The organism is Pseudomonas sp. NFX5, from assembly GCF_049132125.1.
Taxonomy (GTDB): domain Bacteria; phylum Pseudomonadota; class Gammaproteobacteria; order Pseudomonadales; family Pseudomonadaceae; genus Aquipseudomonas; species Aquipseudomonas marginalis.
In genome coordinates, this window is sequence record NZ_JAFMZG010000028.1 from 271,359 (window position 1) to 294,549 (window position 23,191).

A 23,191-nucleotide genomic window follows, 5' to 3' on the forward strand; every position below is an offset into this window, starting at 1 on the left:
TTACAGCTCGGGGCGTGCACACGGAATTTTTACCGTTTGTCGCGTTCCAAACTCGGCACGGGTCCATTGCCAATGTCCTTTGCACCACAGAATGCAAAAGTAGGAGCTCCCTTCATGTTCACTCCGCGTCGTCTGCTTGTTGTCGCTACCGCCGTAGCCCTGTTGTCCGGCTGCGCTTCACCTAATCCTTATGGCGGTGGCAGCCAGGGACAGGCGAATAATGAATCCAGCGGTATGAGCAAGACCGCCAAGTACGGTGGCCTGGGTGCCCTGGCCGGTGCATTGGCGGGTGCTGCCATCGACCATAACAACCGTGGCAAGGGCGCGCTGATCGGTGCCGTGGTTGCAGGTGCTGGCGCCGCGGGTTACGGCTACTACGCTGACCAGCAGGAAAAGAAACTGCGTGAGAGCATGGCCAATACCGGGGTTGAAGTTCAGCGCCAGGGCGACCAGATCAAGCTGATCATGCCGGGTAACATCACCTTCGCCACCAACTCGGACGCGATCTCCAGCAGCTTCTACCAGCCGCTGAACAACCTGGCCAACTCCCTCAAGCAGTTCAACCAGAACACCATCCAGATCGTCGGTTACACCGACAGCACCGGCAGCCGCCAACTGAACATGGACCTGTCCCAGCGCCGTGCCCAGAGCGTGGCCAACTACCTGACGTCCCAAGGCGTCAATGGTGCCAACCTCAGTGCACGCGGTGCCGGCCCGGATAACCCGATAGCCAGCAACGCCGACGTGAACGGTCGTGCGCAGAACCGTCGCGTAGAAGTGAACCTCGGCCCGATCCCCGGCCAGCAGTACGGCCAGCCTGGCGCGCAGCAGCAAGCGCCGCAGCAGAACAACCAGTTCCAGGGCAACCCGTACCAGCAATACCAATAAACGCTGGTCACTAAAAAGGGCGCCATGCAGTGAATGCATGGCGCCCTTTTTTATGGCCGCTTACATCAATCGATGTACTCGAACACCTTGACGATCTTCTGCACGCCGGATACGCCCTGCACCAGGTTGGCTGCGCGCGTGGCTTCCGCCTGGGTCAGCAGGCCCATCAGGTAGACGATGCCGTTATCGGTGACCACTTTGATCCGCGAGCCGGGAATCGCGTTGTCGGTCAGCATCTGCGCCTTGATCTTGGTCGTCAGCAGGGCATCGTTGCTGATGGCCAGCAGGGTGATCGGGTCCATGACCTGCAATTCGTTGTGGACCTTCTTGACCCGCTGTACGGCCGAGGCCGCCTGTTCGGCCTGGGCCTTGAGATCGGCGCGTGGCGTTTGGCCTGCGAGCAGTACCACGCCGTTGAAGCTGGTCACGACGATGCGTGAAGCACCGTTGCCCAGGTCCGTGGCGGCTTTGGCAATGTTGACTTCGACCTTGGTTTCGATCAGCGAGTCATCAATCTTGCTGCCGAAGGTGCGGGTGCCCTTGTCATCCTGAATAGGGGTGTCACGTGTCGCAGTGATTGCCGTGCTGCAGCCGCTGATGCCGAGGCACAACGTAATGGCCAAAAGGCCGAGGCGGTTAACGGTCATTCTTCACTCCCAAACAGTTGGCTGTCGATCAGATCGCACAGGCAATGGATCGCCAGCAGGTGGACTTCCTGAATACGTGCGGTGACATTGGCCGGGACGCGAATCTCCACATCTTCGGGCAGCAGCAGCGAGGCCATGCCGCCGCCGTCGCGTCCGGTCAATGCTACGACAATCATTTCGCGATCATGTGCGGCCTGGATCGCTTGAATAATATTCGCCGAGTTGCCGCTGGTGGAGATCGCCAGCAGCACATCGCCTGGTTGGCCCAGGGCGCGGATCTGCTTGGAGAAGATTTCGTTGTAGCTGTAGTCGTTGGCGATCGAGGTGATCGTCGACGAATCGGTGGTCAAGGCGATGGCCGGCAGGCTCGGGCGCTCACGTTCGAAGCGGTTGAGCAGTTCGGACGAAAAATGCTGGGCATCGCCGGCCGAACCGCCGTTGCCGCACGAAAGCATTTTGCCTTCGTTGAGCAAGGCATTGACCATGACCTGACTGGCTTGCTCGATGTGCGGTGCAAGTACGTCCATCGCCTGTTGCTTGGTGTCGATGCTGGCCTGGAAAAGCTGGCGAATTCTGGATTGCATGTCCATCTGTGTGACCTTAAGTAGCGCGGCTGTTTGGCACAGGAATGTGCAGCCCGCAAAGCAAAGAGCAAAAGTGTGTGGTGAAGATGTCCGGTGAATCAGCTGTCGAAGGCATTTTGCAGCCAGTTCAGATCAACCTGACCAGACGGTGTGCTTTCCATGGCAACCACATCGAAACGGCAGGGGGCGTCGGCCCAGCGATGCTCTTGTTGCAGGAAAAACTGCGCAGCGAGTATCAGCTTCTGACGCTTGCGCCCGTCGATACTGGCGAGCGCGCCACCCCATTGTGCGTGTTTTCTGTAGCGGACTTCGACGAATACTACTGTATCGCCGTCAAGCATGACCAGATCAAGCTCGCCGCGTTTACACAACCAGTTCTGCGCCAGCAGGCGCAGACCCTGTTGTTGCAAGTGTTTCAATGCTTGAAGTTCGGCATCCTTGCCGCTTTGTGCAGTAGACCGCTCCGGCATCAGCGCGGGGTGTCCGGCAGGCGCTGGATCTCGCCGCCGACGAACTTCGCCCATGGCATCTGGCGATCGACGCGCTGGTTGGTGCTGATGCCCAGGTTGCCCGAGAGGCCGTCAATGCGTGTATCCGGCAGTGCCTTCAACTGGCCCAGGCGCGGGGCCAGGCGGTAGGCGTCGACGCCCATCGCATACAGGCGGCCAAGGCTGCCATTGGCTTGCGGCCATTGTGCGGCAACCTGGTTACGCAGCGGGTCGGTGGTGTTGAGCAGCCAAGGGGTTTCGCAGAACATCACGTTGGTCATGTCCAGGTACTGGTTCTTGTCACCGCTGGCGCTGAATACGTGGGACGTGGCGTACACCGGCACATCACCGGCGTACTGGAAGTTCAGGGTCGGCTTGATCTGCTGGGCCAGTTGCGGGGTAACGGCCAGGAAGATGAACTCGATGTCCTGGCGACGTGACGGCTGTGCCGCTACGTCTGTGCCCACTGTGCTTTGCAGGCTCTTGGCGCGACCTTCGCTTTTACGCAGTTGGAACAGGTCGGCAATTTGCTGGGCGAGGGCGACCGGCTGGTCGACATACTCGACACCGACAACCGTGCCACCGTTGGCTTCCCAATCCTGGCGGAAGGCCTTGTAGACACGCTCGCCCCACTCGCCACGGGGCACCATGGCAGCGGCGCGGTGCAGGCCATCGGCACGGGCGCGGCGCGACACCTCGCGGGCTTCGTCTTCAGCGGCCAGGCCGAACTGGAACAATTGCGCCGGGCCCTGATCGGTCTCGCTGTAGTTCAACGCCAGCGTGGTGATCGGTAGCTGAGGGCGCGTGCTGAGCTGCTTGACCAATGGCTTCTCCAGCGGACCAACTACCAATTGCACGCCTGCAGCCTGGGCCTTGGCATAGAAGTCGTCGATGGAGGCCAGGCGCGAGCTGTCATAGAACTCGATGACCGGTGGCTTCTGCCCGGCTTGTTCAGCCTGGTAGTGCGCCGCCATGAAACCTTCGCGCAGGGCCTTGCCGACGGAGGCCAGCGGGCCTTCCTGGGGCAGCAGCAGGGCGATCTTGTTCAAGGGCTGGCTGGCCAGCTCCTTGAGCTTGGTCAGCGGGGTTGGCAGTTGCACGGCGGCCGGGTGGCCCGGGTTTTGTGCGCGCCAAGTGTCGATAGCGGCCTGCTGTTGCTCAAGCGTACCGGCGCCCTTGACGGCTTGGGCCAGGGTAATCCAGCCGTCCAGGGTCGGGTTGCCGCTGGCTTGCAGTTGTTCTGCAGGCAGTGCGGCAATCAAGGTCCAGATGGCTTCGTGATTGCTTTTGGCGGCATCGCCGCTGAGCAATGGCGCCATGGCAACGCGCTCGCGGGCAGCGGCCAGGGTCTGGCCATCGGCTTCATAAGCGCGGGCGTGCACGGTGCCGGTGCGGATCTGCTGTTCGGTCGGCAGCTCCTTCAGGCTTTGCAGGCTCGGATGGTTCAAGGCGGTCAACGCGGCCTTGGGCTGGTTGCGCGTCATGGCCAATTCGGCAGCCAGGGTGCTGGCAAAGACTTGCGCGGCTGGCTTGAGGACATCCGGGGACACTTGCGCAAGAATCTGCGACGAGCGGCCAGGGTTGTTCTGGCGGTAGGCCATGTCTGCCGCACTCAGGCGCAGCAACGCGGCCTTTTCTGGCGTCTTGGCGGTGGTGGCCTGTTCGAGCAGTTGCTCGATACTGGCGTCCGGGGTCCGTGGAAGGTCGCCAAGGCTGGACGAGGGCGAGCTGGCGCAAGCGGCCAGTAAGGCAGCGAGGCAGAGGGCGGAGAGCAGCCGCAGGCAAGCGATCATGTAAGTGTTCCTGATACCGATCAAATTAGCGTGGAATTGTACCCAAGCACTGGCCCAGGCGCGATGTTACTGGCGTGAAACCGTCGATTTAGGTCGTGCAAGTGGTGCGATCAGCCATGCACGGCTGAAAAGCCATCGGCCGTGATGGCATATTTTCAAGGCGCCTACGCGCTACAATATGGCTTTTGCCAACCATCGAGGTGTGCGCTTTGACTGCTCCAGGTCCTTTGAATTCCACTGCAGGCTCGCTTTTTGTCGTGGCGACGCCCATTGGCAACCTGGACGACATCAGTGCCCGGGCGCTGAAAGTGTTGCGCGAGGTTAAATTGATTGCGGCGGAAGACACTCGACACTCCCAGCGTTTGATGCAGCATTTTGGTATCAGCACGCCATTGGCGGCTTGTCACGAGCATAACGAGCGCGAAGAAGGCAGTCGCTTTATCGTGCGGTTGTTGGCGGGCGACGATGTGGCGCTGATCTCGGACGCGGGTACGCCGCTGATCTCCGACCCTGGGTACCATCTGGTCCGCCAGGCGCGTGCCGCAGGTATCAATGTAGTGCCTGTTCCAGGCGCGTGCGCGCTGATCGCTGCATTGTCGGCGGCAGGCCTGCCGTCGGACCGTTTTATTTTCGAAGGTTTCCTGCCGGCCAAGGCCGTGGGGCGTCGTGCGCGTCTACAGGCATTGAAAGAAGAGCCGCGCACGCTGATCTTCTACGAAGCGCCTCATCGTATTCTTGAATGCCTGCAGGATATGGAACTGGTGTTCGGCGGCGAGCGCCTGGCCCTGCTGGCCCGTGAGCTGACCAAAACCTTCGAAACCCTCAAGGGCCTGCCGCTGGAAGCGCTGCGCGCGTTCGTCGAGGGCGACAGTAATCAGCAGCGCGGCGAGTGCGTGGTGTTGGTGGCGGGCTGGACCGCGCCGGAAAATGAAGAGGCCGTCGGCAGCGAGGCCATGCGTATCCTCGACCTGCTGCTCAAGGAGATGCCCCTCAAGCGCGCTGCGGCGTTGGCGGCGGAAATTACCGGCGTGCGCAAGAATGTGTTGTATCAAGTCGCGCTGGATAAACAGAAAGCCGAATAGTTCCGGGGGTAAACCGGTATTCCGTCCGAACGTGATGGCAATGCTGCACTTTTAATACTTGTCCTGAAGCCGTCGTGCCGTTAACCTGCGCGGCGGAGAGTCGATTGGACAGTCGCTGCCCTCTATGAAAATTAGGGGGGGGAGGAAAGTCCGGGCTCCATAGGGCGAAGTGCCAGGTAATGCCTGGGAGGCGTGAGCCTACGGAAAGTGCCACAGAAAATAACCGCCTAAGCACTTCGGTGCCGGTAAGGGTGAAAAGGTGCGGTAAGAGCGCACCGCACGACTGGCAACAGTTCGTGGCTAGGTAAACCCCACTTGGAGCAAGACCAAATAGGGTCCCAAGGCGTGGCCCGCGCTGGGACCGGGTAGGTTGCTAAAGATGTCCAGTGATGGCCATCGTAGACGAATGACTGTTCAAGACAGAACCCGGCTTACAGATCGACTCTCCACCTTTTTCCTTCTGTCCGAATCTCGGGCAGAAAACCGGTAGTAGCGCAAGAATCCCTCCCTGCCAAATCATTGGCAGATGCATCTTCGTAATACCAAAAAAATCTTACTCTTAATAAATCACTTTAACTTTGATCTGTAGCTCTTTGAGCTATCTGTGCTTGTCGAGCCAAAAACACCGCCGAACTCTGGTTTCTCCTCCTTTTACGCTCCTAAATCTCCGATCTGTAAGGCTTTTCCTTGAATCCGCGCCTTGACGGTGTGGTGGGCGCATTCCTATAGTGTGCGCAAGTGGCGGAAAGTGGCACAAAGTGGGTTTTTTGAACGTAAAACGCTAAAATTTGGAGAAACGCATCTGTGTTTCGCGGAGCTAACGCTATCAGTCTCGATGCAAAAGGCCGTCTCGCCATGCCGAGCCGGTATCGTGACGAGCTGATTTCGCGAAGTTCCGGACAGTTGATCATCACAATCGATGCCGTTGACCCTTGTTTATGTGTTTACCCCCTCGATGAGTGGGAGTTGATTGAGACCAAGTTGCGTGCCTTGCCTTCATTGCGTGAAGAAAACCGCCGTCTGCAGCGTTTGCTGATTGGTAATGCCGTCGACCTCGAACTCGATGGCAGTGGTCGTTTCCTGGTGCCCCCGCGTTTGCGCGAGTACGCCAAGCTGGATAAGCGCGCAATGCTGGTCGGCCAACTGAACAAGTTCCAATTGTGGGACGAAGATGCCTGGGATGCTGTTTCTGCAGCTGACCTGGCTGCTATTCAACAACCGGGCGCCATGCCTGATGAACTGCGTGATTTGATCCTGTGACTATTGATAGCGGCTTTAACCACATCACCGTACTGCTTGACGAAGCCGTTGAGGCTCTCGCCGTACGCGCGGATGGCTGCTATCTGGACGGTACCTTTGGCAGGGGCGGGCATAGCCGGTTGATCCTCAGCCAGCTCGGGCCCGACGGCAAACTCCTCGGGTTCGACAAAGACCCCCAAGCGATTGCCACCGGGCAAGCGCTAGCGGCCGAAGACGGCCGCTTTGTCGTTGTGCAGCGCAGCTTTGCCGAGCTGGGTGCCGAAGTCGCCGAGCGTGGCATGGCGGGCAAGGTAGCCGGGGTTTTGCTCGACCTGGGCGTGTCTTCGCCGCAGCTCGATGACCCGGAGCGCGGCTTCAGCTTCATGAACGACGGCCCCCTCGACATGCGCATGGACCCTACCCGTGGCGTCAGTGCCGCGCAGTTCATTGCCACCGCGCCGGTGGAAGAAATCGCCCGTGTGTTCAAGGAATACGGTGAAGAACGCTTCGCCGGCCGCATGGCCCGTGCCGTGGTGGAGCGCCGCGAAATCCAGCCGTTCGAGCGCACCGCCGACCTGGCCGAAGTGCTGAAAGTCGCCAACCCCGCGTGGGAAAAGGGCAAGAACCCGGCGACCCGCGCGTTCCAGGGCCTGCGTATCCACGTCAACAACGAATTGGGCGACCTGGAGGCTGGCCTCGAGGCCGCCCTCGAGGCGCTGGAAGTAGGCGGTCGCCTGGTGGTGATCAGTTTCCACTCCCTGGAAGACCGCATCGTCAAGCTGTTCATGCGCCGCCTGGTCAAGGGCGAGTCCGACAACCTGCCGCGCAACCTGCCGGTACGTTTCGAAGCCTTTGTGCCGAAAATCAAAATCCATGGCAAAGCGCAGTTCGCTTCCGAAGCCGAACTCAAGGCCAACCCACGTTCCCGTAGCGCCGTCATGCGCGTCGCGGAGAAGCTGCGGTGAGCAAGCTTTTCGCCAAGCCCCTCCCGGGCGGCAGCTTCTTTATGTTGCTGCTGTTTGTCGGCGTGCTGGTGTCCGCAATTGCGGTGTCCTACAGCGCCCATTACAACCGCCAACTGCTCAACACCCTCTATGGGGAATTGAGCGTGCGTGACAAGGCGCAGGCGGAGTGGGGCCGTTTGATCCTCGAGCAAAGCACCTGGACGGCCCATAGCCGTATCGAAGTGCTGGCCACCGAACAGCTGAAAATGCACATCCCGGGCGCGGCCGAAGTGCGCATGGTGGCGCCATGATGAAACTCGAAGGCGCACTCTACCCATGGCGCTTCCGCCTGATGCTCGGCTTGCTGGCATTGATGGTGGGTGCGATTGCCTGGCGGATCATCGACCTGCAAGTGGTCGACCGTGACTTCCTGATCGGCCAGGGCGATGCCCGTAGCCTGCGTCATATCCAGATCCCTGCGCACCGTGGCCTGATCACCGACCGTAACGGCGAGCCGTTGGCGGTGAGTACCCCGGTGACCACCCTGTGGGCCAACGCCAAGGAATTGCAGGTTGCCAAGGACAAGTGGCCGCAGTTGGCTGCCGCCCTGGGCCAGGATCCGAAAGCCTTGGCTGAGCGCCTCGAGGCCCAGGCAAATAAAGAATTTATCTACCTCGTTCGCGGCCTTACCCCCGAACAAGGCCAGCAGGTGCTCGACCTTAAAGTCCCCGGTGTCTACGGCATCGAGGAGTTCCGTCGTTTCTACCCGGCCGGTGAAACCACTGCCCATATGGTCGGCTTTACCGACATTGACGATCATGGTCGTGAAGGTGTGGAACTCGCCTACGATGAATGGCTGGCTGGGGTGCCGGGGAAACGACAGGTCATCAAGGATCGGCGCGGCAGGTTGATCAAGGATGTCCAAGTCACCAAAAACGCCAAGGCCGGAAAGCCCTTGGCGTTGTCGATTGACCTGCGCCTGCAATACCTGGCCAACCGTGAGCTGCGTAACGCGATCATCGAGAACGGCGCCAAGGCCGGCAGCCTGGTGATCATGGACGTGAAGACCGGCGAGATCCTCGCCATGGTCAACCAGCCGACCTACAACCCGAACAACCGTCGCAACCTGCAACCGGCGATGATGCGTAACCGCGCGATGATCGACGTGTTCGAGCCGGGCTCGACCATGAAAGCCATCTCCATGAGTGCCGCCCTGGAAACCGGACGCTGGAAGCCCAGCGACAAGGTCGAGGTGTATCCGGGTACGTTGCAGCTGGGCAAATACACCATTCGCGACGTGTCCCGTACTGAAGGTCCGGTGCTGGATTTGACAGGTATCCTGATCAACTCCAGTAACGTGGGCATGAGTAAGGTCGCCTTCGATATCGGTGGTGAAACCATCTACCACCTGGCGCAGAAGATCGGCCTGGGGCAACCCACCGGCCTGGATTTCCCGGGTGAGCGCGTCGGCAACCTGCCCAACTACCGCGACTGGAAAAAAGCCGAGACCGCCACGCTTTCCTACGGCTACGGTCTGTCGGTGACCGCCATCCAGCTGGCCCATGCCTTCTCCGTGCTGGCGAATAACGGGCGCATGGTGCCGCTGAGCCTGATCCACGTCGATGAAGCGCCGAAAGCCACCCAGGTGATCCCGGAAAATGTCGCCAAGACCATGCAGGGCATGCTGCAACAAGTGATCGAAGCACCGCGCGGCGTATTTCGTGCCCAGGTGCCGGCGTATCACGTGGCCGGCAAGTCCGGTACCGCGCGTAAGACGTCGGTGGGCACCAAGGGCTACGCCGAAAACTCCTACCGCTCGCTGTTCGCCGGCTTCGGCCCGATGAGCGATCCGCGCTACGCCATCGTCGTTGTGATCGATGAGCCGAGCAAAGCCGGTTACTTCGGTGGCCTGGTATCGGCGCCGGTGTTCAGCAAAGTGATGTCCGGCACCCTGCGCCTGATGAACATCACCCCGGATAACCTGCCGCCGACCCAACAAGCGAATGCCGGACCACCGGCCGCTGCAGTAAAAGCCAATGGAGGGCGCGGCTGATGTCTCTTAGCCTGAACAAGATTTTTGCCCACGCCGGCCGCGATCTGCTGATTCGCGAGTTGACCCTGGACAGCCGTAACGTGCGCGCTGGCGACCTGTTCCTGGCGGTGCCGGGCGGCAAGTACGATGGCCGTGCGCACATCGCCGACGCTCTGCAGCGCGGCGCGGCTGCCGTGGCCTATGAAGTCGAAGGCGCCACGGTGCTGCCGATCACCGACGTGCCGCTGATCCCGGTCAAGGGGCTGGCCAAGCAACTGTCCGATATTGCCGGGCGTTTTTACGGCGACCCGAGCCGCCACCTCAATCTGGTGGGCGTGACGGGTACCAACGGCAAGACCAGCGTGACCCAATTGGTCGCCCAGGCCCTTGACCTGCTGGGCCAGCACTGCGGCATCGTCGGCACCCTGGGTACCGGTTTTTATGGCGCGCTGCAAAGCGGCCTGCATACCACGCCGAACCCCATCGCCGTGCAAGCGACCCTGGCCGACCTGAAAAAGGCCGGTGCCAAGGCGATTGCCATGGAAGTGTCGTCCCACGGTCTGGACCAGGGCCGCGTCACCGCCCTGGCCTTTGATGTGGCAGTGATGACCAACCTGTCCCGCGATCACCTGGATTATCACGGCACCATGGAGGCGTACGCCGCCGCCAAGGCCAAGCTGTTTGCCTGGAATGACCTCAAGTGCCGGGTGATCAACCTGGACGACGCTTTTGGTCGCCAACTGGCGGCCCAAGACAGCGAAGCGCGCCTGATCACCTACAGCCTGGAAGACGCCGGCGCGTACCTGTATTGCCGCGAAGCCCAATTCAATGACGAAGGCGTGCGCGCCACACTGGTCACGCCTCAGGGCGAGCACCACTTGCGCAGCACCCTGCTCGGGCGTTTCAACCTGAGTAATGTGCTTGCCGCCATCGGCGCGCTGCTCGGCCTGGATTACGCACTGGACGAGATTCTCAAGGTGCTGCCGAAGCTGGAAGGCCCGGCCGGTCGCATGCAACGCCTGGGTGGCGGTACGCAGCCGCTGGTGGTGGTTGACTACGCCCATACCCCGGATGCGCTGGAAAAAGTCCTCGAAGCCCTGCGCCCTCACGCCAAGGGCAAGTTGCTCTGCCTGTTCGGCTGTGGCGGTGATCGTGATCGCGGCAAGCGGCCGTTGATGGCCGAGATCGTCGAACGCCTGGCCGATGGTGTGCTCGTCACCGACGACAACCCGCGCAGCGAAGACCCAGGCCGGATTTTCGATGACATTCGCACCGGCTTCAAAGATGCATCCAAGGCCACCTTCGTCGCCGGTCGCGGCGCGGCAATCGCCCGGTTGATCGCCAGCGCCAGTGCTGACGACGTGGTCGTGCTGGCCGGTAAGGGGCATGAGGATTACCAGGAAATCAACGGCGAGCGTCATGCCTTCTCCGATCTGGTCGAGGCCGATCATGCCTTGACCGCCTGGGAGGTTGCCCATGCTTAAGGCGATGACGTTCAGCGAACTGACCCAGGCCCTGTCGGCACGCGTACTGTCGAGCGATTGCAGCTTCAGCGGCGTGAGCATCGACAGCCGCGCGATCCAGCCGGGGCAACTGTTTGTCGCCCTGGCCGGCCCGCGTTTCGACGGTCACGACTACCTGAACGAAGTCGCCGCCAAAGGCGCCGCAGGTGCCTTGGTGCAGCGCGAAGTGGCTGATTCCACCTTGCCGCAACTGCTGGTCGCCGACACCCGCCTGGCCCTCGGCCAATTGGGGGCGCTGAACCGTGCCGCTTTCGACAAGCCCGTTGCCGCCATCACCGGCTCCAGCGGCAAGACCACGGTCAAGGAACTGCTCGCCGGTATCCTGCGTACGCGCGGCCCCGTGCTGGCCACCCGTGGCAACCTGAACAATGATTTCGGCGCTCCGCTGACCCTGCTCGAACTCGCCCCGGAACACACGGCGGCAGTGATCGAACTGGGTGCCTCGCGCATCGGCGAAATTGCCTACACCGTGGCGCTGACCAAGCCCCACGTCGCCATTATCAATAACGCCGGTACGGCCCACGTCGGCGAGTTCGGCGGCCCGGAAAAAATCGTCGAGGCCAAGGGTGAAATCCTCGAGGGCCTCGCTGCATCGGGCACCGCAGTCCTGAACCTGGACGACAAGGCCTTCGAGACCTGGCGTGTACGCGCCGCCGGTCGCAAGGTCCTGACGTTTGCCGTGCTTAACGCCGCGGCTGATTTCCATGCCTCCGACATCACCGTCGATGCCCGTGGCTGCCCGTCCTTCACGTTGCACACACCGCAAGGTAGCGAGCACGTGCAACTGAATTTGCTCGGCAACCATAACGTCGCCAATGCCCTGGCCGCTGCGGCTGCGGCTGGCGCCTTGGGCGTGTCGCTGTTCGGTATCGCCACGGGCCTGGGCGCGGTGCAGCCGGTCAAGGGCCGCACTGTTGCGCAACTGGCGAGCAACGGCATGCGTGTGATCGATGACACCTATAACGCCAATCCATCGTCCGTCAACGCCGCTGTCGACCTGCTCAAAGGCTTCGATGGGCGCAAGGTACTGGTGTTGGGCGATATCGGCGAGTTGGGCGACTGGGCTGAACAAGGTCATCGTGAAGTCGGGGCCTATGCCACCGGTAAAGTCGACGCCCTCTACGCCGTCGGCCCGAACATGGCCCATGCCGTGGCTGCCTTCGGCCCCGGTGCGCGACATTTCGCCACCCAGGCCGAGTTGATCCAGGCACTGGGCGTGGCAGAACAAGACAAACACACAACCATTTTGATCAAGGGATCGCGCAGCGCGGTGATGGAAAACGTCGTCGCGGCCTTGTGTGGCTCAAGTACGGAGAAACATTAATGCTGCTGCTGCTGGCTGAGTATCTGCAACAGTTCCACAAAGGCTTCGCGGTCTTTCAGTACCTGACCCTGCGCGGGATCCTGGGTGTGCTGACCGCGCTGTCTTTGTCGCTGTTTTTAGGGCCGTGGATGATCCGCACCCTGCAGAACCTGCAAATTGGTCAATCGGTTCGTAATGACGGCCCGCAGTCGCACCTGTCCAAGTCCGGCACCCCGACCATGGGCGGTGCGCTGATCCTGTCGTCCATCGGTATCAGCACCTTGCTGTGGGCCGACCTGCACAACCGCTACGTATGGGTGGTGCTGCTGGTGACCCTGCTGTTCGGCGCCATCGGCTGGGTCGATGACTACCGCAAAGTGATCGAGAAAAACTCCAAGGGGCTGCCAAGCCGCTGGAAGTATTTCTGGCAGTCGGTGTTCGGCCTTGCCGCCGCGATCTTCCTCTACACCACGGCGCCAAGCGCAGTGGAAACCACCTTGATCATCCCGATGCTCAAGGACGCCAGCATCCCGTTGGGCATCGGCTTCGTGGTGCTGACCTACTTCGTGATCGTCGGCTCCAGCAACGCGGTGAACCTGACCGACGGCCTCGACGGCCTGGCGATCATGCCGACGGTGATGGTGGGCGGCGCCCTGGGTATCTTCTGCTACCTGTCGGGTAACGTGAAATTCGCTGAATACCTGCTGATCCCCTACGTACCGGGCGCGGGTGAACTGATCGTGTTCTGCGGCGCCTTGATCGGTGCCGGCCTGGGGTTCCTGTGGTTCAACACCTACCCCGCACAAGTCTTCATGGGCGACGTCGGCGCACTGGCGCTGGGCGCGGCCCTGGGCACCATCGCGGTGATCGTTCGCCAGGAAATCGTGTTGTTCATCATGGGCGGTGTGTTCGTGATGGAAACCCTGTCGGTGGTCATCCAGGTGGCGTCCTTCAAGTTGACCGGGCGCCGCGTGTTCCGCATGGCGCCGATTCACCACCACTTTGAACTCAAGGGCTGGCCTGAGCCGCGTGTGATTGTCCGTTTCTGGATCATCACCGTGATTCTGGTCCTGGTCGGCCTTGCCACCCTGAAACTGAGGTAGAAACGAGTGTCCCTGATCGCTTCAGACCACTTCCGCATCGTTGTCGGCCTCGGCAAGAGCGGCATGTCCCTGGTTCGCTTCCTGGCGAACCGGGGCACGTCGTTTGCCGTGGCCGATACGCGGGAAAATCCACCGGAGCTGGTCACGCTGCGCCGTGACTACCCGCACGTGGAAGTGCGTTGTGGCGAGCTGGATGTCGAGTTTCTGTGCCGCGCCGATGAGCTCTACGTGAGCCCCGGCCTGGCCCTGGCGACACCGGCCCTGCAAGCCGCAGCGGCCCGTGGCGTGAAGCTGTCCGGCGACATCGACCTGTTTGCACGCAATGCGAAGGCGCCGATCGTGGCCATCAGCGGTTCCAACGCGAAAAGCACCGTGACCACCCTGGTCGGCGAGATGGCGATGGCGGCCGGCAAGCGCGTGGCCGTGGGCGGCAACCTCGGCACGCCGGCGCTGGACCTGCTCAGCGACGACGTCGAGTTGTACGTGATGGAACTGTCGAGCTTCCAGCTGGAAACCACCCACGACCTGGGCGCTGAAGTGGCCACCGTGTTGAACGTCAGCGAAGACCACATGGACCGCTACAGCGGCCTGCCGGCGTACCACCTGGCCAAGCACCGGATCTTCCGCGGCGCCAAGCAATTTGTGGTCAATCGCCAGGATGCGCTGAGCCGTCCGCTGATGGGCGAGGGCATGCCGTGCTGGACCTTCGGCCTGGGCAAACCCGACTTCAAGGCCTTCGGCATTCGTGAAGAGAACGGCGAGAAGTACCTGGCCTTCGAATTCCAGAACCTGATGCCGGTGCGCGAGCTGAAAATCCGTGGCGCCCATAACCAATCCAACGCCTTGGCCGCGTTGGCCTTGGGGCACGCCGTGGGCTTGCCGTTCGACGCCATGCTGTCGAGCCTGCGCACCTTCGGCGGCCTTGAACATCGCTGCCAGTGGGTCCGCGACCTTGATGGTGTCAGTTACTACAACGACTCCAAGGCCACCAACGTGGGGGCCGCATTGGCCGCCATCGAAGGCCTGGGCGCCGATATCGAAGGCAAACTGGTGCTGATCGCCGGTGGCGATGGCAAGGGTGCCGATTTCAAGGACCTCAAGGCACCGGTGGCTGCCCATTGCCGCGCCGTGGTGTTGATGGGCCGCGACGCCGATTTGATCGCCGCCGCGCTTGGCGATGCCGTGCCACAGGTGCGTGCCACCTCCCTGGACGACGCTATTGCCCAGTGCCAAGCCCTGGCCCAGCCAGGCGATGCGGTACTGCTGTCGCCGGCGTGCGCCAGTTTCGACATGTTCAAGAACTACGAAGAGCGCGGCCAGTTGTTCGCCCGCACCGTGGAGGGCTTGGCATGAGCATTGACTTCAGAAACATCATCAAGCCGTACCCGTCGCCGATCATTACCGGGCGCGGCATCGACCTTGATTTCCCGATGCTCGCCGGTTGCCTCGCGCTGCTGGGCCTGGGCCTGGTGATGATCACCTCGGCTTCTTCCGAAGTGGCCGCCGTGCAATCGGGCAATACCCTGTACATGATGATCCGTCACCTGGTGTACCTGATTATCGGCCTGGGCGCGTGCATCGTTACGATGATGATCCCCATCGCCACCTGGCAGCGCCTGGGCTGGCTGATGCTGATCGGCGCGTTCGGCTTGCTGGTCATGGTGATCCTGCCCGGCATCGGCCGCGAGGTGAACGGCTCGATGCGCTGGATTGGCTTCGGTGCGTTCAACGTGCAGCCGTCGGAAATCGCCAAGGTGTTCGTGGTGATCTACCTGGCCGGTTACCTGGTGCGTCGCCAGAAGGAAGTGCGCGAAAGCTGGATGGGCTTCTTCAAGCCATTCATCGTGCTGCTGCCCATGGCCGGCCTGTTGCTGATGGAACCTGACTTCGGCGCCACCGTGGTGATGATGGGCGCGGCCGCGGCGATGCTGTTCCTCGGCGGCGTGGGCTTGTTCCGCTTCAGCTTGATGGTGGTGCTGGCGGTGGCGGCGGTGACCATCCTGGTACAGGCACAACCGTACCGGATGGCGCGTCTGATCACCTTTACCGACCCCTGGTCCGACCAGTTCGGTTCCGGCTACCAATTGACCCAGGCCTTGATCGCCTTCGGTCGCGGCGAATGGCTGGGCGTGGGCCTGGGCAACAGCGTGCAGAAGCAGTTCTACCTGCCGGAAGCGCACACCGACTTCGTGTTCTCCGTACTCGCCGAAGAACTCGGCGTGGTCGGCTCGCTGTGCACCGTCGCCCTGTTCGTGTTCGTGTGTGTCCGCGGCATGTACATCGGCCTGTGGGCCGAGAAGGCCAAACAGTATTTCGCCGCCTATGTGGCCTACGGCTTGTCGTTCCTGTGGATCGGCCAGTTCCTGATCAACATCGGGGTGAACGTCGGCCTGCTGCCGACCAAGGGCCTGACCTTGCCGTTCCTCAGCTATGGCGGCAGTTCGTTGGTGATCTGCTGCGCCTGTCTTGGCTTGTTGCTGCGCATCGAGTGGGAGAGTCGAACCCACCTGGGCAGCGAAGAGATGGAGTTCAGCGAAAGCGACTTCGCCGAGGAGCCGACCCATGGGCGCTAACGTGCTGATCATGGCCGGCGGCACCGGGGGCCATGTGTTCCCGGCCCTGGCGTGCGCGCGGGAATTCCAGAACCGTGGCTACACCGTGCACTGGCTGGGTACACCGCGCGGCATCGAAAACGAGTTGGTGCCGAATGCGGGATTGCCGTTGCACCTGATCAACGTCACGGGCCTGCGCGGCAAGGGCACGTTGTCCCTGCTCAAGGCACCGTTCGTGTTGCTCAAGGCGGTGTGGCAGGCGCGCAAGGTCATCCGTGAATTGCAGCCGGTGTGTGTGCTCGGCTTCGGTGGTTATGTGACCGGCCCCGGTGGCGTCGCCGCCAGACTTGCCGGCGTGCCGGTGATCGTGCACGAGCAGAACGCCGTGGCCGGTACCGCCAACCGTTTGCTGGTGCCGCTGGCTGCGCGGGTGTGCGAGGCGTTCCCCAACACCTTCAGTGTGTCGGATAAGCGCCGTACCACCGGCAACCCGGTGCGCACCGAGCTGTTTATGGATATCGCCCGCGAAGCACTGGCGGGGCGCAAGGCGCACCTGCTGATCCTGGGCGGAAGCCTGGGTGCCGAGCCGCTGAATAAATTGCTGCCGGAAGCCGTGGCGCAACTCCCCGTGGAATTGCGCCCGGAGATCTTCCACCAGGCCGGCAAGAACCACGATGAAGTCACCGCCACGCGTTATCGCGAAGCCGGTGTGGCGGCCAATGTGCAGCCCTTTATCAAAGACATGGCCCATGCCTATGGCTGGGCCGACCTGGTGGTCTGTCGCGCGGGTGCGCTGACCGTCAGTGAACTGGCTGCTGCCGGTCTGCCGTCCTTGCTGGTGCCCTTGCCCCACGCCATCGACGATCACCAGACCCGCAACGCCGAATATTTGGCCGGGGAGGGCGCTGCCTTCCTGCTGCCGCAAAGAACGACTGGCGCCGCCGATTTGGCCGCACGCCTGACCGAGGTTTTGATGCAACCGGAACGACTCAACAACATGGCGAGCACCGCAAGCCGCCTGGCCAAACCTGACGCAACCCGCACCGTGGTCGATATCTGCCTAGAGGTGGCCCATGGTTGAGAATCAGAAAGCCATGCCACAACCGGAAATGCGCCGCATCCGTCGCATCCACTTCGTCGGTATCGGCGGCGTGGGCATGTGCGGCATCGCCGAAGTGTTGCTGAACCTGGGCTACCAGGTGTCCGGCTCGGATTTGAAAGAGTCGCCGGTTACCGAGCGCCTGAAGTCCTTTGGCGCGCAGATCTTTATCGGTCACCGCGCCGAGAACGCTGCCGAGGCTGACGTGCTGGTGGTGTCCAGCGCCGTGAACACCTCCAACCCGGAAGTGGCCACTGCCCTTGAGCGCCGCATTCCCGTGGTGCCACGCGCCGAGATGCTCGCCGAGCTGATGCGCTATCGCCACGGCATCGCCGTCGCCGGTACCCATGGCAAGACCACCACCACCAGCCTGATTGCCTCGGTGTTCGCCGCCGGTGGCCTGGACCCGACCTTCGTCATCGGTGGCCGCCTGAATGCGGCCGGTACCAATGCCCAGCTCGGCACCAGCCGCTACCTGATCGCCGAAGCCGATGAAAGCGACGCCAGTTTCCTGCACCTGCAACCGCTGGTCGCTGTGGTCACCAACATCGACGAAGATCACATGGCCACCTACGACGGTGACTTCAACAAGTTGAAGAAAACCTTCGTCGAGTTCCTGCACAACCTGCCGTTCTACGGTCTGGCCGTGCTTTGCCTGGACGACCCGGTGGCGCGTGAAATCCTGCCCCAGGTCAAGCGTCCGACCGTGACCTACGGCTTCAGCGAAGACGCCGACGTGCGCGCGATCAATGTGCGCCAGGAAGGCATGCAGACCTACTTCACCGTGCTGCGTCCCGACCGCGAGCCGCTGGATGTGTCGGTGAACATGCCGGGCAACCACAACGTATTGAATTCCCTGGCGACCATCTGCATCGCCTCCGACGAGGGCGTCAGCGATGAAGCCATCGTCGAGGGCCTGTCGCGCTTTGCCGGTGTCGGCCGACGCTTCCAGGTCTACGGCCAACTGCCGGTGGAAGGCGGTGACGTGATGCTGGTGGATGACTATGGCCACCACCCGACCGAAGTTGCCGCGGTGATCAAGGCCGTGCGCGGTGGCTGGCCGGAGCGTCGCCTGGTGATGGTCTACCAGCCGCACCGCTACAGCCGCACCCGCGATTTGTACGACGATTTCGTCAATGTATTGGCCGATGCCAACGTGCTGCTGCTGATGGAAGTCTACCCGGCCGGTGAAGAACCGATCCCCGGCGCCGACAGCCGCAAGCTGTGCAACAGCATCCGCCAGCGCGGCCAGTTGGACCCGATCTACATCGAGCGCGGTGTGGACCTGGCGCCGATCGTCAAGCCGCTGCTGCGCGCCGGCGACATCCTGCTGTGCCAGGGTGCCGGTGATATCGGTGGCCTTGCGCCTAAGTTGCTGGCGAGCCCGCTGTTTGCGGCCGCCAAGAAGGGGGCGTCGAAATGACTGCTGACTACGGCTCCCTGTTTTCGACAATCGCGCCAGCCGACTTCGGCCGCGTGGCCGTGCTGTTCGGCGGCAAGAGCGCCGAGCGCGAAGTGTCGCTCAAGTCCGGCAACGCCGTGCTCGAAGCGCTGCAAAGTGCCGGCGTGAATGCGTTCGGGATCGACGTGGGCGATGACTTCCTCGCCCGCCTGCAGGCCGAGAAGATCGACCGTGCCTTCATCATCCTGCACGGCCGTGGCGGTGAAGACGGCAGCATGCAGGGCCTGTTGGAGTGTGCCGGTATCCCTTACACCGGCAGCGGCATCCTCGCTTCGGCACTGGCCATGGACAAGTTGCGCACCAAGCAGGTGTGGCACAGCCTGGGTATTCCAACCCCGCGTCACAGTGTTCTGTGCAGCGAAGACGATTGTATTTCTGCAGCCAAGGAACTGGGCCTGCCTTTGATCGTCAAACCTGCCCATGAAGGCTCCAGTATCGGCATGGCTAAAGTGAACTCGGCCGCCGAATTGATCGACGCATGGAAAGCGGCAAGTACCTACGATTCGCAAGTGTTGGTGGAACAGTGGATCCAGGGTCCCGAGTACACCATCGCCACCCTGCGTGGCCAGGTATTGCCGCCCATCGCATTGGGCACGCCCCACACCTTTTACGACTACGACGCCAAGTACCTGGCCTCCGATACCCAGTACCGGATCCCGTGCGGCCTTGACGCAACCAAAGAACAGGAATTGATGGACCTCACGGCGAAAGCCTGTGAGGCGTTGGGTATTGCCGGTTGGGCACGGGCAGACGTGATGCAGGATGACCAAGGGAATTTCTGGTTCCTGGAAGTCAACACCGCACCGGGCATGACCGACCACAGCCTGGTACCGATGGCCGCTCGCGCAGCCGGCCTGGATTTCCAGCAGTTAGTGCTGGCGATTCTGGCCGCCAGCATCGAGCCAAGAGGCTAAGGACATGAAAGGCGCATCGCTTCGTCATCAGCCCCCACAAGCACCGAGCCGCAAGCCGGTGCCACGGGGTGCCAGTCGAATGGTGGCTAAAGAGCCGATGTCGGCGCGCCTGCCGAAAGCCAACTTTGGTTTCCTCAAGGCGCTGTTCTGGCCGGTGATGCTGGTGGTTTTGGGCTTCGGCACTTACGAGGGCGCGCAGCGTCTATTGCCGTACGCCGACCGGCCGATCACCAAGATCAGCGTGCAGGGCGACCTGAGCTACATCAGCCAGCAAGCGGTGCAGCAGCGTATCGGCCCGTTCCTGGCCGCGAGCTTCTTCACCATTGACCTGGCCGGTATGCGTCGGGAGCTGGAGCAGATGCCGTGGATCGCCCACGCCGAAGTCCGCCGCGTCTGGCCGGACCAGGTGACGATCCGCCTGGAAGAGCAACTGCCCGTGGCCCGTTGGGGCGATGAGGCGCTGTTGAACAACCAGGGCCAGGCGTTCACTCCGCGTGAGCTGGCCAACTACGAGCACCTGCCGCAGCTGTTCGGGCCGCAGCGGGCGCAGCAGCAAGTGATGCAGCAGTACCAGGCCCTGAGCCAGATGCTGCGGCCAATGGGCTTCTCCATTGCACGCCTGGAACTGCGTGAACGGGGCAGCTGGTTTTTGACGACCGGGGCAGGCAGTTCCGGCCCGGGCATCCAGTTGTTGCTGGGACGCGACCGCCTGGTGGAAAAGATGCGCCGTTTCATCGCCATCTATGACAAGACCTTGAAAGAACAGATTACGAACATTGCGAGCGTCGACCTGCGTTACGCCAACGGCCTTGCCGTCGGCTGGCGTGAACCGGCTGCGCCCACGGCAGCGCAACCCGCTGTCGCGAAGAATTAAGAAGAGGCAGGACCCATGGCAAACGTGCAAAGCGGCAAAATGATCGTCGGTCTCGATATCGGCACCTCCAAGGTGGTGGCGCTGGTGGGCGAGGTCGGGGAAGACGGCACGATCGAAATCGTCGGTATTGGCACGCATCCGTCCCGTGGCCTGAAGAAGGGCGTGGTGGTCAACATCGAGTCCACCGTGCAATCGATCCAGCGCGCCATCGAAGAAGCGCAGCTGATGGCCGGTTGCCGGATTCACTCGGCGTTCGTCGGCGTGGCGGGCAACCATATCCGCAGCCTGAACTCCCACGGCATCGTGGCGATTCGCGACCGTGAAGTCAGCGCCGCCGACCTTGAGCGCGTCCTCGACGCCGCCCAGGCCGTGGCGATCCCGGCTGACCAGCGCGTGCTGCACACCCTGCCGCAGGACTACGTGATCGATAACCAGGAAGGCGTCCGCGAGCCCCTGGGCATGTCGGGCGTACGTCTGGAAGCCAAGGTCCACGTGGTGACCTGTGCCGTCAACGCCGCGCAGAACATTGAAAAATGCGTGCGCCGCTGCGGCCTGGAAATCGACGACATCATTCTCGAGCAGCTTGCCTCCGCGTATTCGGTACTGACCGACGACGAAAAAGAACTGGGCGTATGCCTGGTGGACATCGGCGGCGGCACCACCGACATCGCGATCTTCACCGAGGGTGCGATCCGTCACACCGCCGTGATCCCGATTGCCGGCGACCAGGTGACCAACGACATCGCCATGGCGCTGCGTACACCGACCCAGTACGCCGAAGAAATCAAGATCCGCTACGCCTGCGCCCTGGCCAAGCTGGCCGGTGCCGGTGAAACCATCAAGGTGCCAAGCGTGGGCGACCGTCCACCGCGTGAGTTGTCGCGCCAGGCCCTGGCCGAAGTGGTCGAGCCGCGCTACGACGAGCTGTTCACCCTGATCCAGGCTGAACTGCGCCGCAGCGGCTACGAAGATTTGATCCCGGCCGGCATCGTGCTGACCGGTGGCACCTCGAAGATGGAAGGCGCGGTCGAACTGGCCGAGGAAATCTTCCACATGCCGGTCCGCCTGGGTGTTCCCCATGGCGTCAAAGGCCTGGGCGACGTGGTGCGCAACCCGATTTATTCCACCGGTGTGGGCTTGCTGTTGTACGGGCTGCAAAAGCAGACCGACGGCATTTCCCTGTCGGGCCCGAGCAACCGTGACAGCTACCGCAGCGACGACGAGGCCAAGGCGCCGTTGTTCGAGCGGCTGCAGGCGTGGGTCAAAGGCAATTTCTAAAGATTTACCGCAACACCGCAGCACCGAAACAAGCAGTAGGCGAAAAAACTAGAGAAAACGAAAGGAGAGGGAACATGTTCGAACTCGTAGACAACATCCCCGCCAGCCCGGTCATCAAAGTGATCGGTGTCGGCGGTGGCGGCGGCAACGCTGTCAACCATATGGTCAAGAGCAACATTGAAGGCGTTGAATTCATCTGCGCCAACACTGACGCCCAGGCGCTGAAAAGCATCGGCGCGCGGACCATCCTGCAATTGGGCACAGCCGTGACCAAGGGCCTCGGCGCCGGCGCCAATCCGGAAGTCGGCCGTCAAGCCGCCCTGGAAGACCGCGAGCGTATTGCCGAAGTGCTGCAGGGCACCAACATGGTGTTCATCACCACGGGCATGGGCGGCGGTACCGGTACCGGTGCAGCGCCGATCATTGCCGAAGTGGCCAAGGAAATGGGGATTCTGACGGTCGCGGTCGTGACCCGTCCGTTCCCATTCGAAGGCCGCAAGCGCATGCAGATCGCCGACGAAGGTATCCGTCTGCTGTCTGAAAGCGTCGACTCGTTGATCACCATTCCCAACGAGAAGCTGCTGACCATCCTGGGCAAGGACGCGAGCCTGCTGTCCGCATTCGCCAAGGCTGACGATGTACTGGCCGGTGCCGTTCGCGGTATCTCCGACATCATCAAGCGCCCGGGCATGATCAACGTCGACTTTGCCGACGTCCGTACTGTCATGAGCGAAATGGGCATGGCGATGATGGGCACTGGCTGCGCCAGCGGTCCGAACCGTGCACGCGAAGCCACCGAAGCGGCCATCCGCAACCCGTTGCTGGAAGACGTGAACCTGCAAGGCGCACGCGGCATCCTGGTGAATATCACCGCCGGTCCTGACCTGTCCCTGGGTGAGTACTCCGATGTGGGTAGCATCATCGAAGCCTTCGCTTCCGAGCACGCCATGGTCAAGGTCGGTACCGTTATCGATCCGGACATGCGCGACGAGCTGCACGTGACCGTGGTTGCCACCGGCCTGGGCGCGAAAATCGAGAAGCCTGTGAAGGTCATCGACAACACCCTGCATAACAGCCAGGCCAGCCACGCGAGCCAAGCGGCTGCCGCTCCAGCGCCTTCGCGCCAGGAACTGCCGTCGGTGAACTACCGTGACCTGGATCGTCCGACCGTGATGCGCAACCAGGCTCAGGCCGGTGCTGCGGCGTCCCGTAGCCCGAATCCGCAAGATGATCTGGACTACCTGGACATCCCGGCATTCCTGCGTCGTCAGGCCGATTAATGGAATGTATCAGGGCTATGAAGGTGATTGGTGTTCAGCAAAGGTCTGGTCTGCTATTATCGCCAGCCTTTGTTGATACCAGTTCGCAATTTGCGCTGAAGCGGTC

At 61.9% G+C, this 23,191-nt stretch carries 21 protein-coding genes and 1 other RNA gene; 18 read left to right on the plus strand and 4 right to left on the minus strand.

Annotated features, from left to right (window positions below):
* Positions 1–114 precede the first annotated feature (114 nt).
* Entirely contained in the window at positions 115–888 is a 774-nt protein-coding gene (locus J1N02_RS18375) for an OmpA family lipoprotein (protein ID WP_027604771.1), read from the plus strand.
* 65 nt (positions 889–953) lie between these two features.
* Here J1N02_RS18375 and J1N02_RS18380 read toward each other — a convergent pair whose 3' ends face one another.
* From J1N02_RS18380 to J1N02_RS18395, 4 genes are all read right to left on the minus strand, one after another.
* Positions 954–1,535, minus strand: a complete 582-nt coding sequence (locus tag J1N02_RS18380) for a BON domain-containing protein (RefSeq protein ID WP_027604770.1) — start codon at positions 1,533–1,535, stop codon at positions 954–956.
* Positions 1,532–2,125 (minus strand): phosphoheptose isomerase, encoded by a 594-nt coding sequence (locus tag J1N02_RS18385; RefSeq protein ID WP_007904374.1) that lies wholly within the window; start codon positions 2,123–2,125, stop codon positions 1,532–1,534. Before J1N02_RS18385 ends, J1N02_RS18380 begins: the two co-directional genes overlap by 4 nt.
* 92 nt (positions 2,126–2,217) lie before the next feature.
* The gene (locus J1N02_RS18390) at positions 2,218–2,589 is read right to left on the minus strand and encodes a YraN family protein (protein ID WP_027604769.1); all 372 of its coding nucleotides are present in this window, start codon (positions 2,587–2,589) and stop codon (positions 2,218–2,220) included.
* On the minus strand, positions 2,589–4,400 hold the full coding sequence (locus J1N02_RS18395) for a penicillin-binding protein activator (RefSeq protein ID WP_421147550.1): 1,812 nt from the start codon (positions 4,398–4,400) through the stop codon (positions 2,589–2,591). The genes J1N02_RS18390 and J1N02_RS18395 overlap by 1 nt, the downstream gene beginning before the upstream one ends.
* Positions 4,401–4,609: 209 nt before the next feature.
* Here J1N02_RS18395 and rsmI point away from each other — a divergent pair, with 209 nt between their 5' ends.
* The 17 genes from rsmI to ftsZ all read left to right on the plus strand — a co-directional run bounded on the left by rsmI (position 4,610) and on the right by ftsZ (position 23,085).
* Positions 4,610–5,482, plus strand: coding sequence for a 16S rRNA (cytidine(1402)-2'-O)-methyltransferase (gene rsmI, locus J1N02_RS18400; RefSeq protein ID WP_027604767.1), 873 nt, complete (start codon positions 4,610–4,612; stop codon positions 5,480–5,482).
* A 96-nt stretch (positions 5,483–5,578) separates the two neighbouring features.
* Positions 5,579–5,932: RNase P RNA component class A (gene rnpB, locus J1N02_RS18405), an RNA gene on the plus strand.
* 354 nt (positions 5,933–6,286) lie between these two features.
* The gene (mraZ, locus tag J1N02_RS18410; protein ID WP_003171868.1) at positions 6,287–6,742 is read left to right on the plus strand and encodes a division/cell wall cluster transcriptional repressor MraZ; all 456 of its coding nucleotides are present in this window, start codon (positions 6,287–6,289) and stop codon (positions 6,740–6,742) included.
* Positions 6,739–7,686, plus strand: coding sequence for a 16S rRNA (cytosine(1402)-N(4))-methyltransferase RsmH (gene rsmH, locus J1N02_RS18415; RefSeq protein ID WP_010213048.1), 948 nt, complete (start codon positions 6,739–6,741; stop codon positions 7,684–7,686). Before mraZ ends, rsmH begins: the two co-directional genes overlap by 4 nt.
* Complete coding sequence (gene ftsL / locus J1N02_RS18420; protein WP_003216203.1) at positions 7,683–7,976, plus strand: cell division protein FtsL; 294 nt, start codon at positions 7,683–7,685, stop codon at positions 7,974–7,976. Before rsmH ends, ftsL begins: the two co-directional genes overlap by 4 nt.
* Positions 7,976–9,718 carry a peptidoglycan D,D-transpeptidase FtsI family protein gene (locus J1N02_RS18425; protein ID WP_162844256.1) on the plus strand — a complete coding sequence of 581 codons (1,743 nt, stop codon included), beginning with the start codon at positions 7,976–7,978 and terminating at the stop codon, positions 9,716–9,718. The genes ftsL and J1N02_RS18425 overlap by 1 nt, the downstream gene beginning before the upstream one ends.
* The gene (locus tag J1N02_RS18430; RefSeq protein WP_421147551.1) at positions 9,718–11,181 is read left to right on the plus strand and encodes a UDP-N-acetylmuramoyl-L-alanyl-D-glutamate--2,6-diaminopimelate ligase; all 1,464 of its coding nucleotides are present in this window, start codon (positions 9,718–9,720) and stop codon (positions 11,179–11,181) included. The genes J1N02_RS18425 and J1N02_RS18430 overlap by 1 nt, the downstream gene beginning before the upstream one ends.
* Positions 11,174–12,544, plus strand: coding sequence for a UDP-N-acetylmuramoyl-tripeptide--D-alanyl-D-alanine ligase (locus J1N02_RS18435; RefSeq protein ID WP_098480360.1), 1,371 nt, complete (start codon positions 11,174–11,176; stop codon positions 12,542–12,544). Before J1N02_RS18430 ends, J1N02_RS18435 begins: the two co-directional genes overlap by 8 nt.
* Entirely contained in the window at positions 12,544–13,626 is a 1,083-nt protein-coding gene (gene mraY / locus J1N02_RS18440) for a phospho-N-acetylmuramoyl-pentapeptide-transferase (RefSeq protein WP_003171875.1), read from the plus strand. Before J1N02_RS18435 ends, mraY begins: the two co-directional genes overlap by 1 nt.
* A 6-nt stretch (positions 13,627–13,632) precedes the next feature.
* Positions 13,633–14,979 (plus strand): UDP-N-acetylmuramoyl-L-alanine--D-glutamate ligase, encoded by a 1,347-nt coding sequence (murD, locus tag J1N02_RS18445; protein ID WP_027604763.1) that lies wholly within the window; start codon positions 13,633–13,635, stop codon positions 14,977–14,979.
* Positions 14,976–16,199 carry a putative lipid II flippase FtsW gene (gene ftsW, locus J1N02_RS18450; protein WP_027604762.1) on the plus strand — a complete coding sequence of 408 codons (1,224 nt, stop codon included), beginning with the start codon at positions 14,976–14,978 and terminating at the stop codon, positions 16,197–16,199. The genes murD and ftsW overlap by 4 nt, the downstream gene beginning before the upstream one ends.
* A complete protein-coding gene (gene murG / locus J1N02_RS18455) occupies positions 16,189–17,259 on the plus strand; it encodes an undecaprenyldiphospho-muramoylpentapeptide beta-N-acetylglucosaminyltransferase (protein WP_027604761.1) in 1,071 nt (356 codons plus the stop codon). Before ftsW ends, murG begins: the two co-directional genes overlap by 11 nt.
* The gene (gene murC, locus J1N02_RS18460) at positions 17,252–18,700 is read left to right on the plus strand and encodes a UDP-N-acetylmuramate--L-alanine ligase (RefSeq protein WP_421147552.1); all 1,449 of its coding nucleotides are present in this window, start codon (positions 17,252–17,254) and stop codon (positions 18,698–18,700) included. Before murG ends, murC begins: the two co-directional genes overlap by 8 nt.
* Positions 18,697–19,653: a D-alanine--D-alanine ligase gene (locus J1N02_RS18465; RefSeq protein WP_065938561.1), complete on the plus strand. Its 957-nt coding sequence runs from the start codon at positions 18,697–18,699 to the stop codon at positions 19,651–19,653. Before murC ends, J1N02_RS18465 begins: the two co-directional genes overlap by 4 nt.
* Positions 19,654–19,657: 4 nt before the next feature.
* Complete coding sequence (locus J1N02_RS18470; RefSeq protein ID WP_027604758.1) at positions 19,658–20,527, plus strand: cell division protein FtsQ/DivIB; 870 nt, start codon at positions 19,658–19,660, stop codon at positions 20,525–20,527.
* A gap of 15 nt (positions 20,528–20,542) precedes the next feature.
* Positions 20,543–21,805, plus strand: coding sequence for a cell division protein FtsA (ftsA, locus tag J1N02_RS18475; protein ID WP_027604757.1), 1,263 nt, complete (start codon positions 20,543–20,545; stop codon positions 21,803–21,805).
* A gap of 74 nt (positions 21,806–21,879) precedes the next feature.
* Positions 21,880–23,085 (plus strand): cell division protein FtsZ, encoded by a 1,206-nt coding sequence (gene ftsZ / locus J1N02_RS18480; protein ID WP_017526184.1) that lies wholly within the window; start codon positions 21,880–21,882, stop codon positions 23,083–23,085.
* Positions 23,086–23,191: the final 106 nt, after the last annotated feature.

Bases quoted from the DNA above. Each gene is read 5' to 3' on its own strand.
- J1N02_RS18430 (WP_421147551.1), top strand. From the start codon at position 9,718: ATGTCTCTTAGCCTGAACAAGATTTTTGCCCACGCCGGCCGCGATCTG.
- murC (WP_421147552.1), top strand. From the start codon at position 17,252: ATGGTTGAGAATCAGAAAGCCATGCCACAACCGGAAATGCGCCGCATC.
- J1N02_RS18435 (WP_098480360.1), top strand. From the start codon at position 11,174: ATGCTTAAGGCGATGACGTTCAGCGAACTGACCCAGGCCCTGTCGGCA.
- J1N02_RS18465 (WP_065938561.1), top strand. From the start codon at position 18,697: ATGACTGCTGACTACGGCTCCCTGTTTTCGACAATCGCGCCAGCCGAC.
- murG (WP_027604761.1), top strand. From the start codon at position 16,189: ATGGGCGCTAACGTGCTGATCATGGCCGGCGGCACCGGGGGCCATGTG.
- J1N02_RS18380 (WP_027604770.1), bottom strand. From the start codon at position 1,535: ATGACCGTTAACCGCCTCGGCCTTTTGGCCATTACGTTGTGCCTCGGC.
- ftsZ (WP_017526184.1), top strand. From the start codon at position 21,880: ATGTTCGAACTCGTAGACAACATCCCCGCCAGCCCGGTCATCAAAGTG.
- ftsW (WP_027604762.1), top strand. From the start codon at position 14,976: ATGAGCATTGACTTCAGAAACATCATCAAGCCGTACCCGTCGCCGATC.
- ftsA (WP_027604757.1), top strand. From the start codon at position 20,543: ATGGCAAACGTGCAAAGCGGCAAAATGATCGTCGGTCTCGATATCGGC.
- J1N02_RS18385 (WP_007904374.1), bottom strand. From the start codon at position 2,125: ATGGACATGCAATCCAGAATTCGCCAGCTTTTCCAGGCCAGCATCGAC.
- J1N02_RS18390 (WP_027604769.1), bottom strand. From the start codon at position 2,589: ATGCCGGAGCGGTCTACTGCACAAAGCGGCAAGGATGCCGAACTTCAA.
- mraY (WP_003171875.1), top strand. From the start codon at position 12,544: ATGCTGCTGCTGCTGGCTGAGTATCTGCAACAGTTCCACAAAGGCTTC.
- J1N02_RS18375 (WP_027604771.1), top strand. From the start codon at position 115: ATGTTCACTCCGCGTCGTCTGCTTGTTGTCGCTACCGCCGTAGCCCTG.
- J1N02_RS18395 (WP_421147550.1), bottom strand. From the start codon at position 4,400: ATGATCGCTTGCCTGCGGCTGCTCTCCGCCCTCTGCCTCGCTGCCTTA.
- J1N02_RS18425 (WP_162844256.1), top strand. From the start codon at position 7,976: ATGAAACTCGAAGGCGCACTCTACCCATGGCGCTTCCGCCTGATGCTC.
- J1N02_RS18470 (WP_027604758.1), top strand. From the start codon at position 19,658: ATGAAAGGCGCATCGCTTCGTCATCAGCCCCCACAAGCACCGAGCCGC.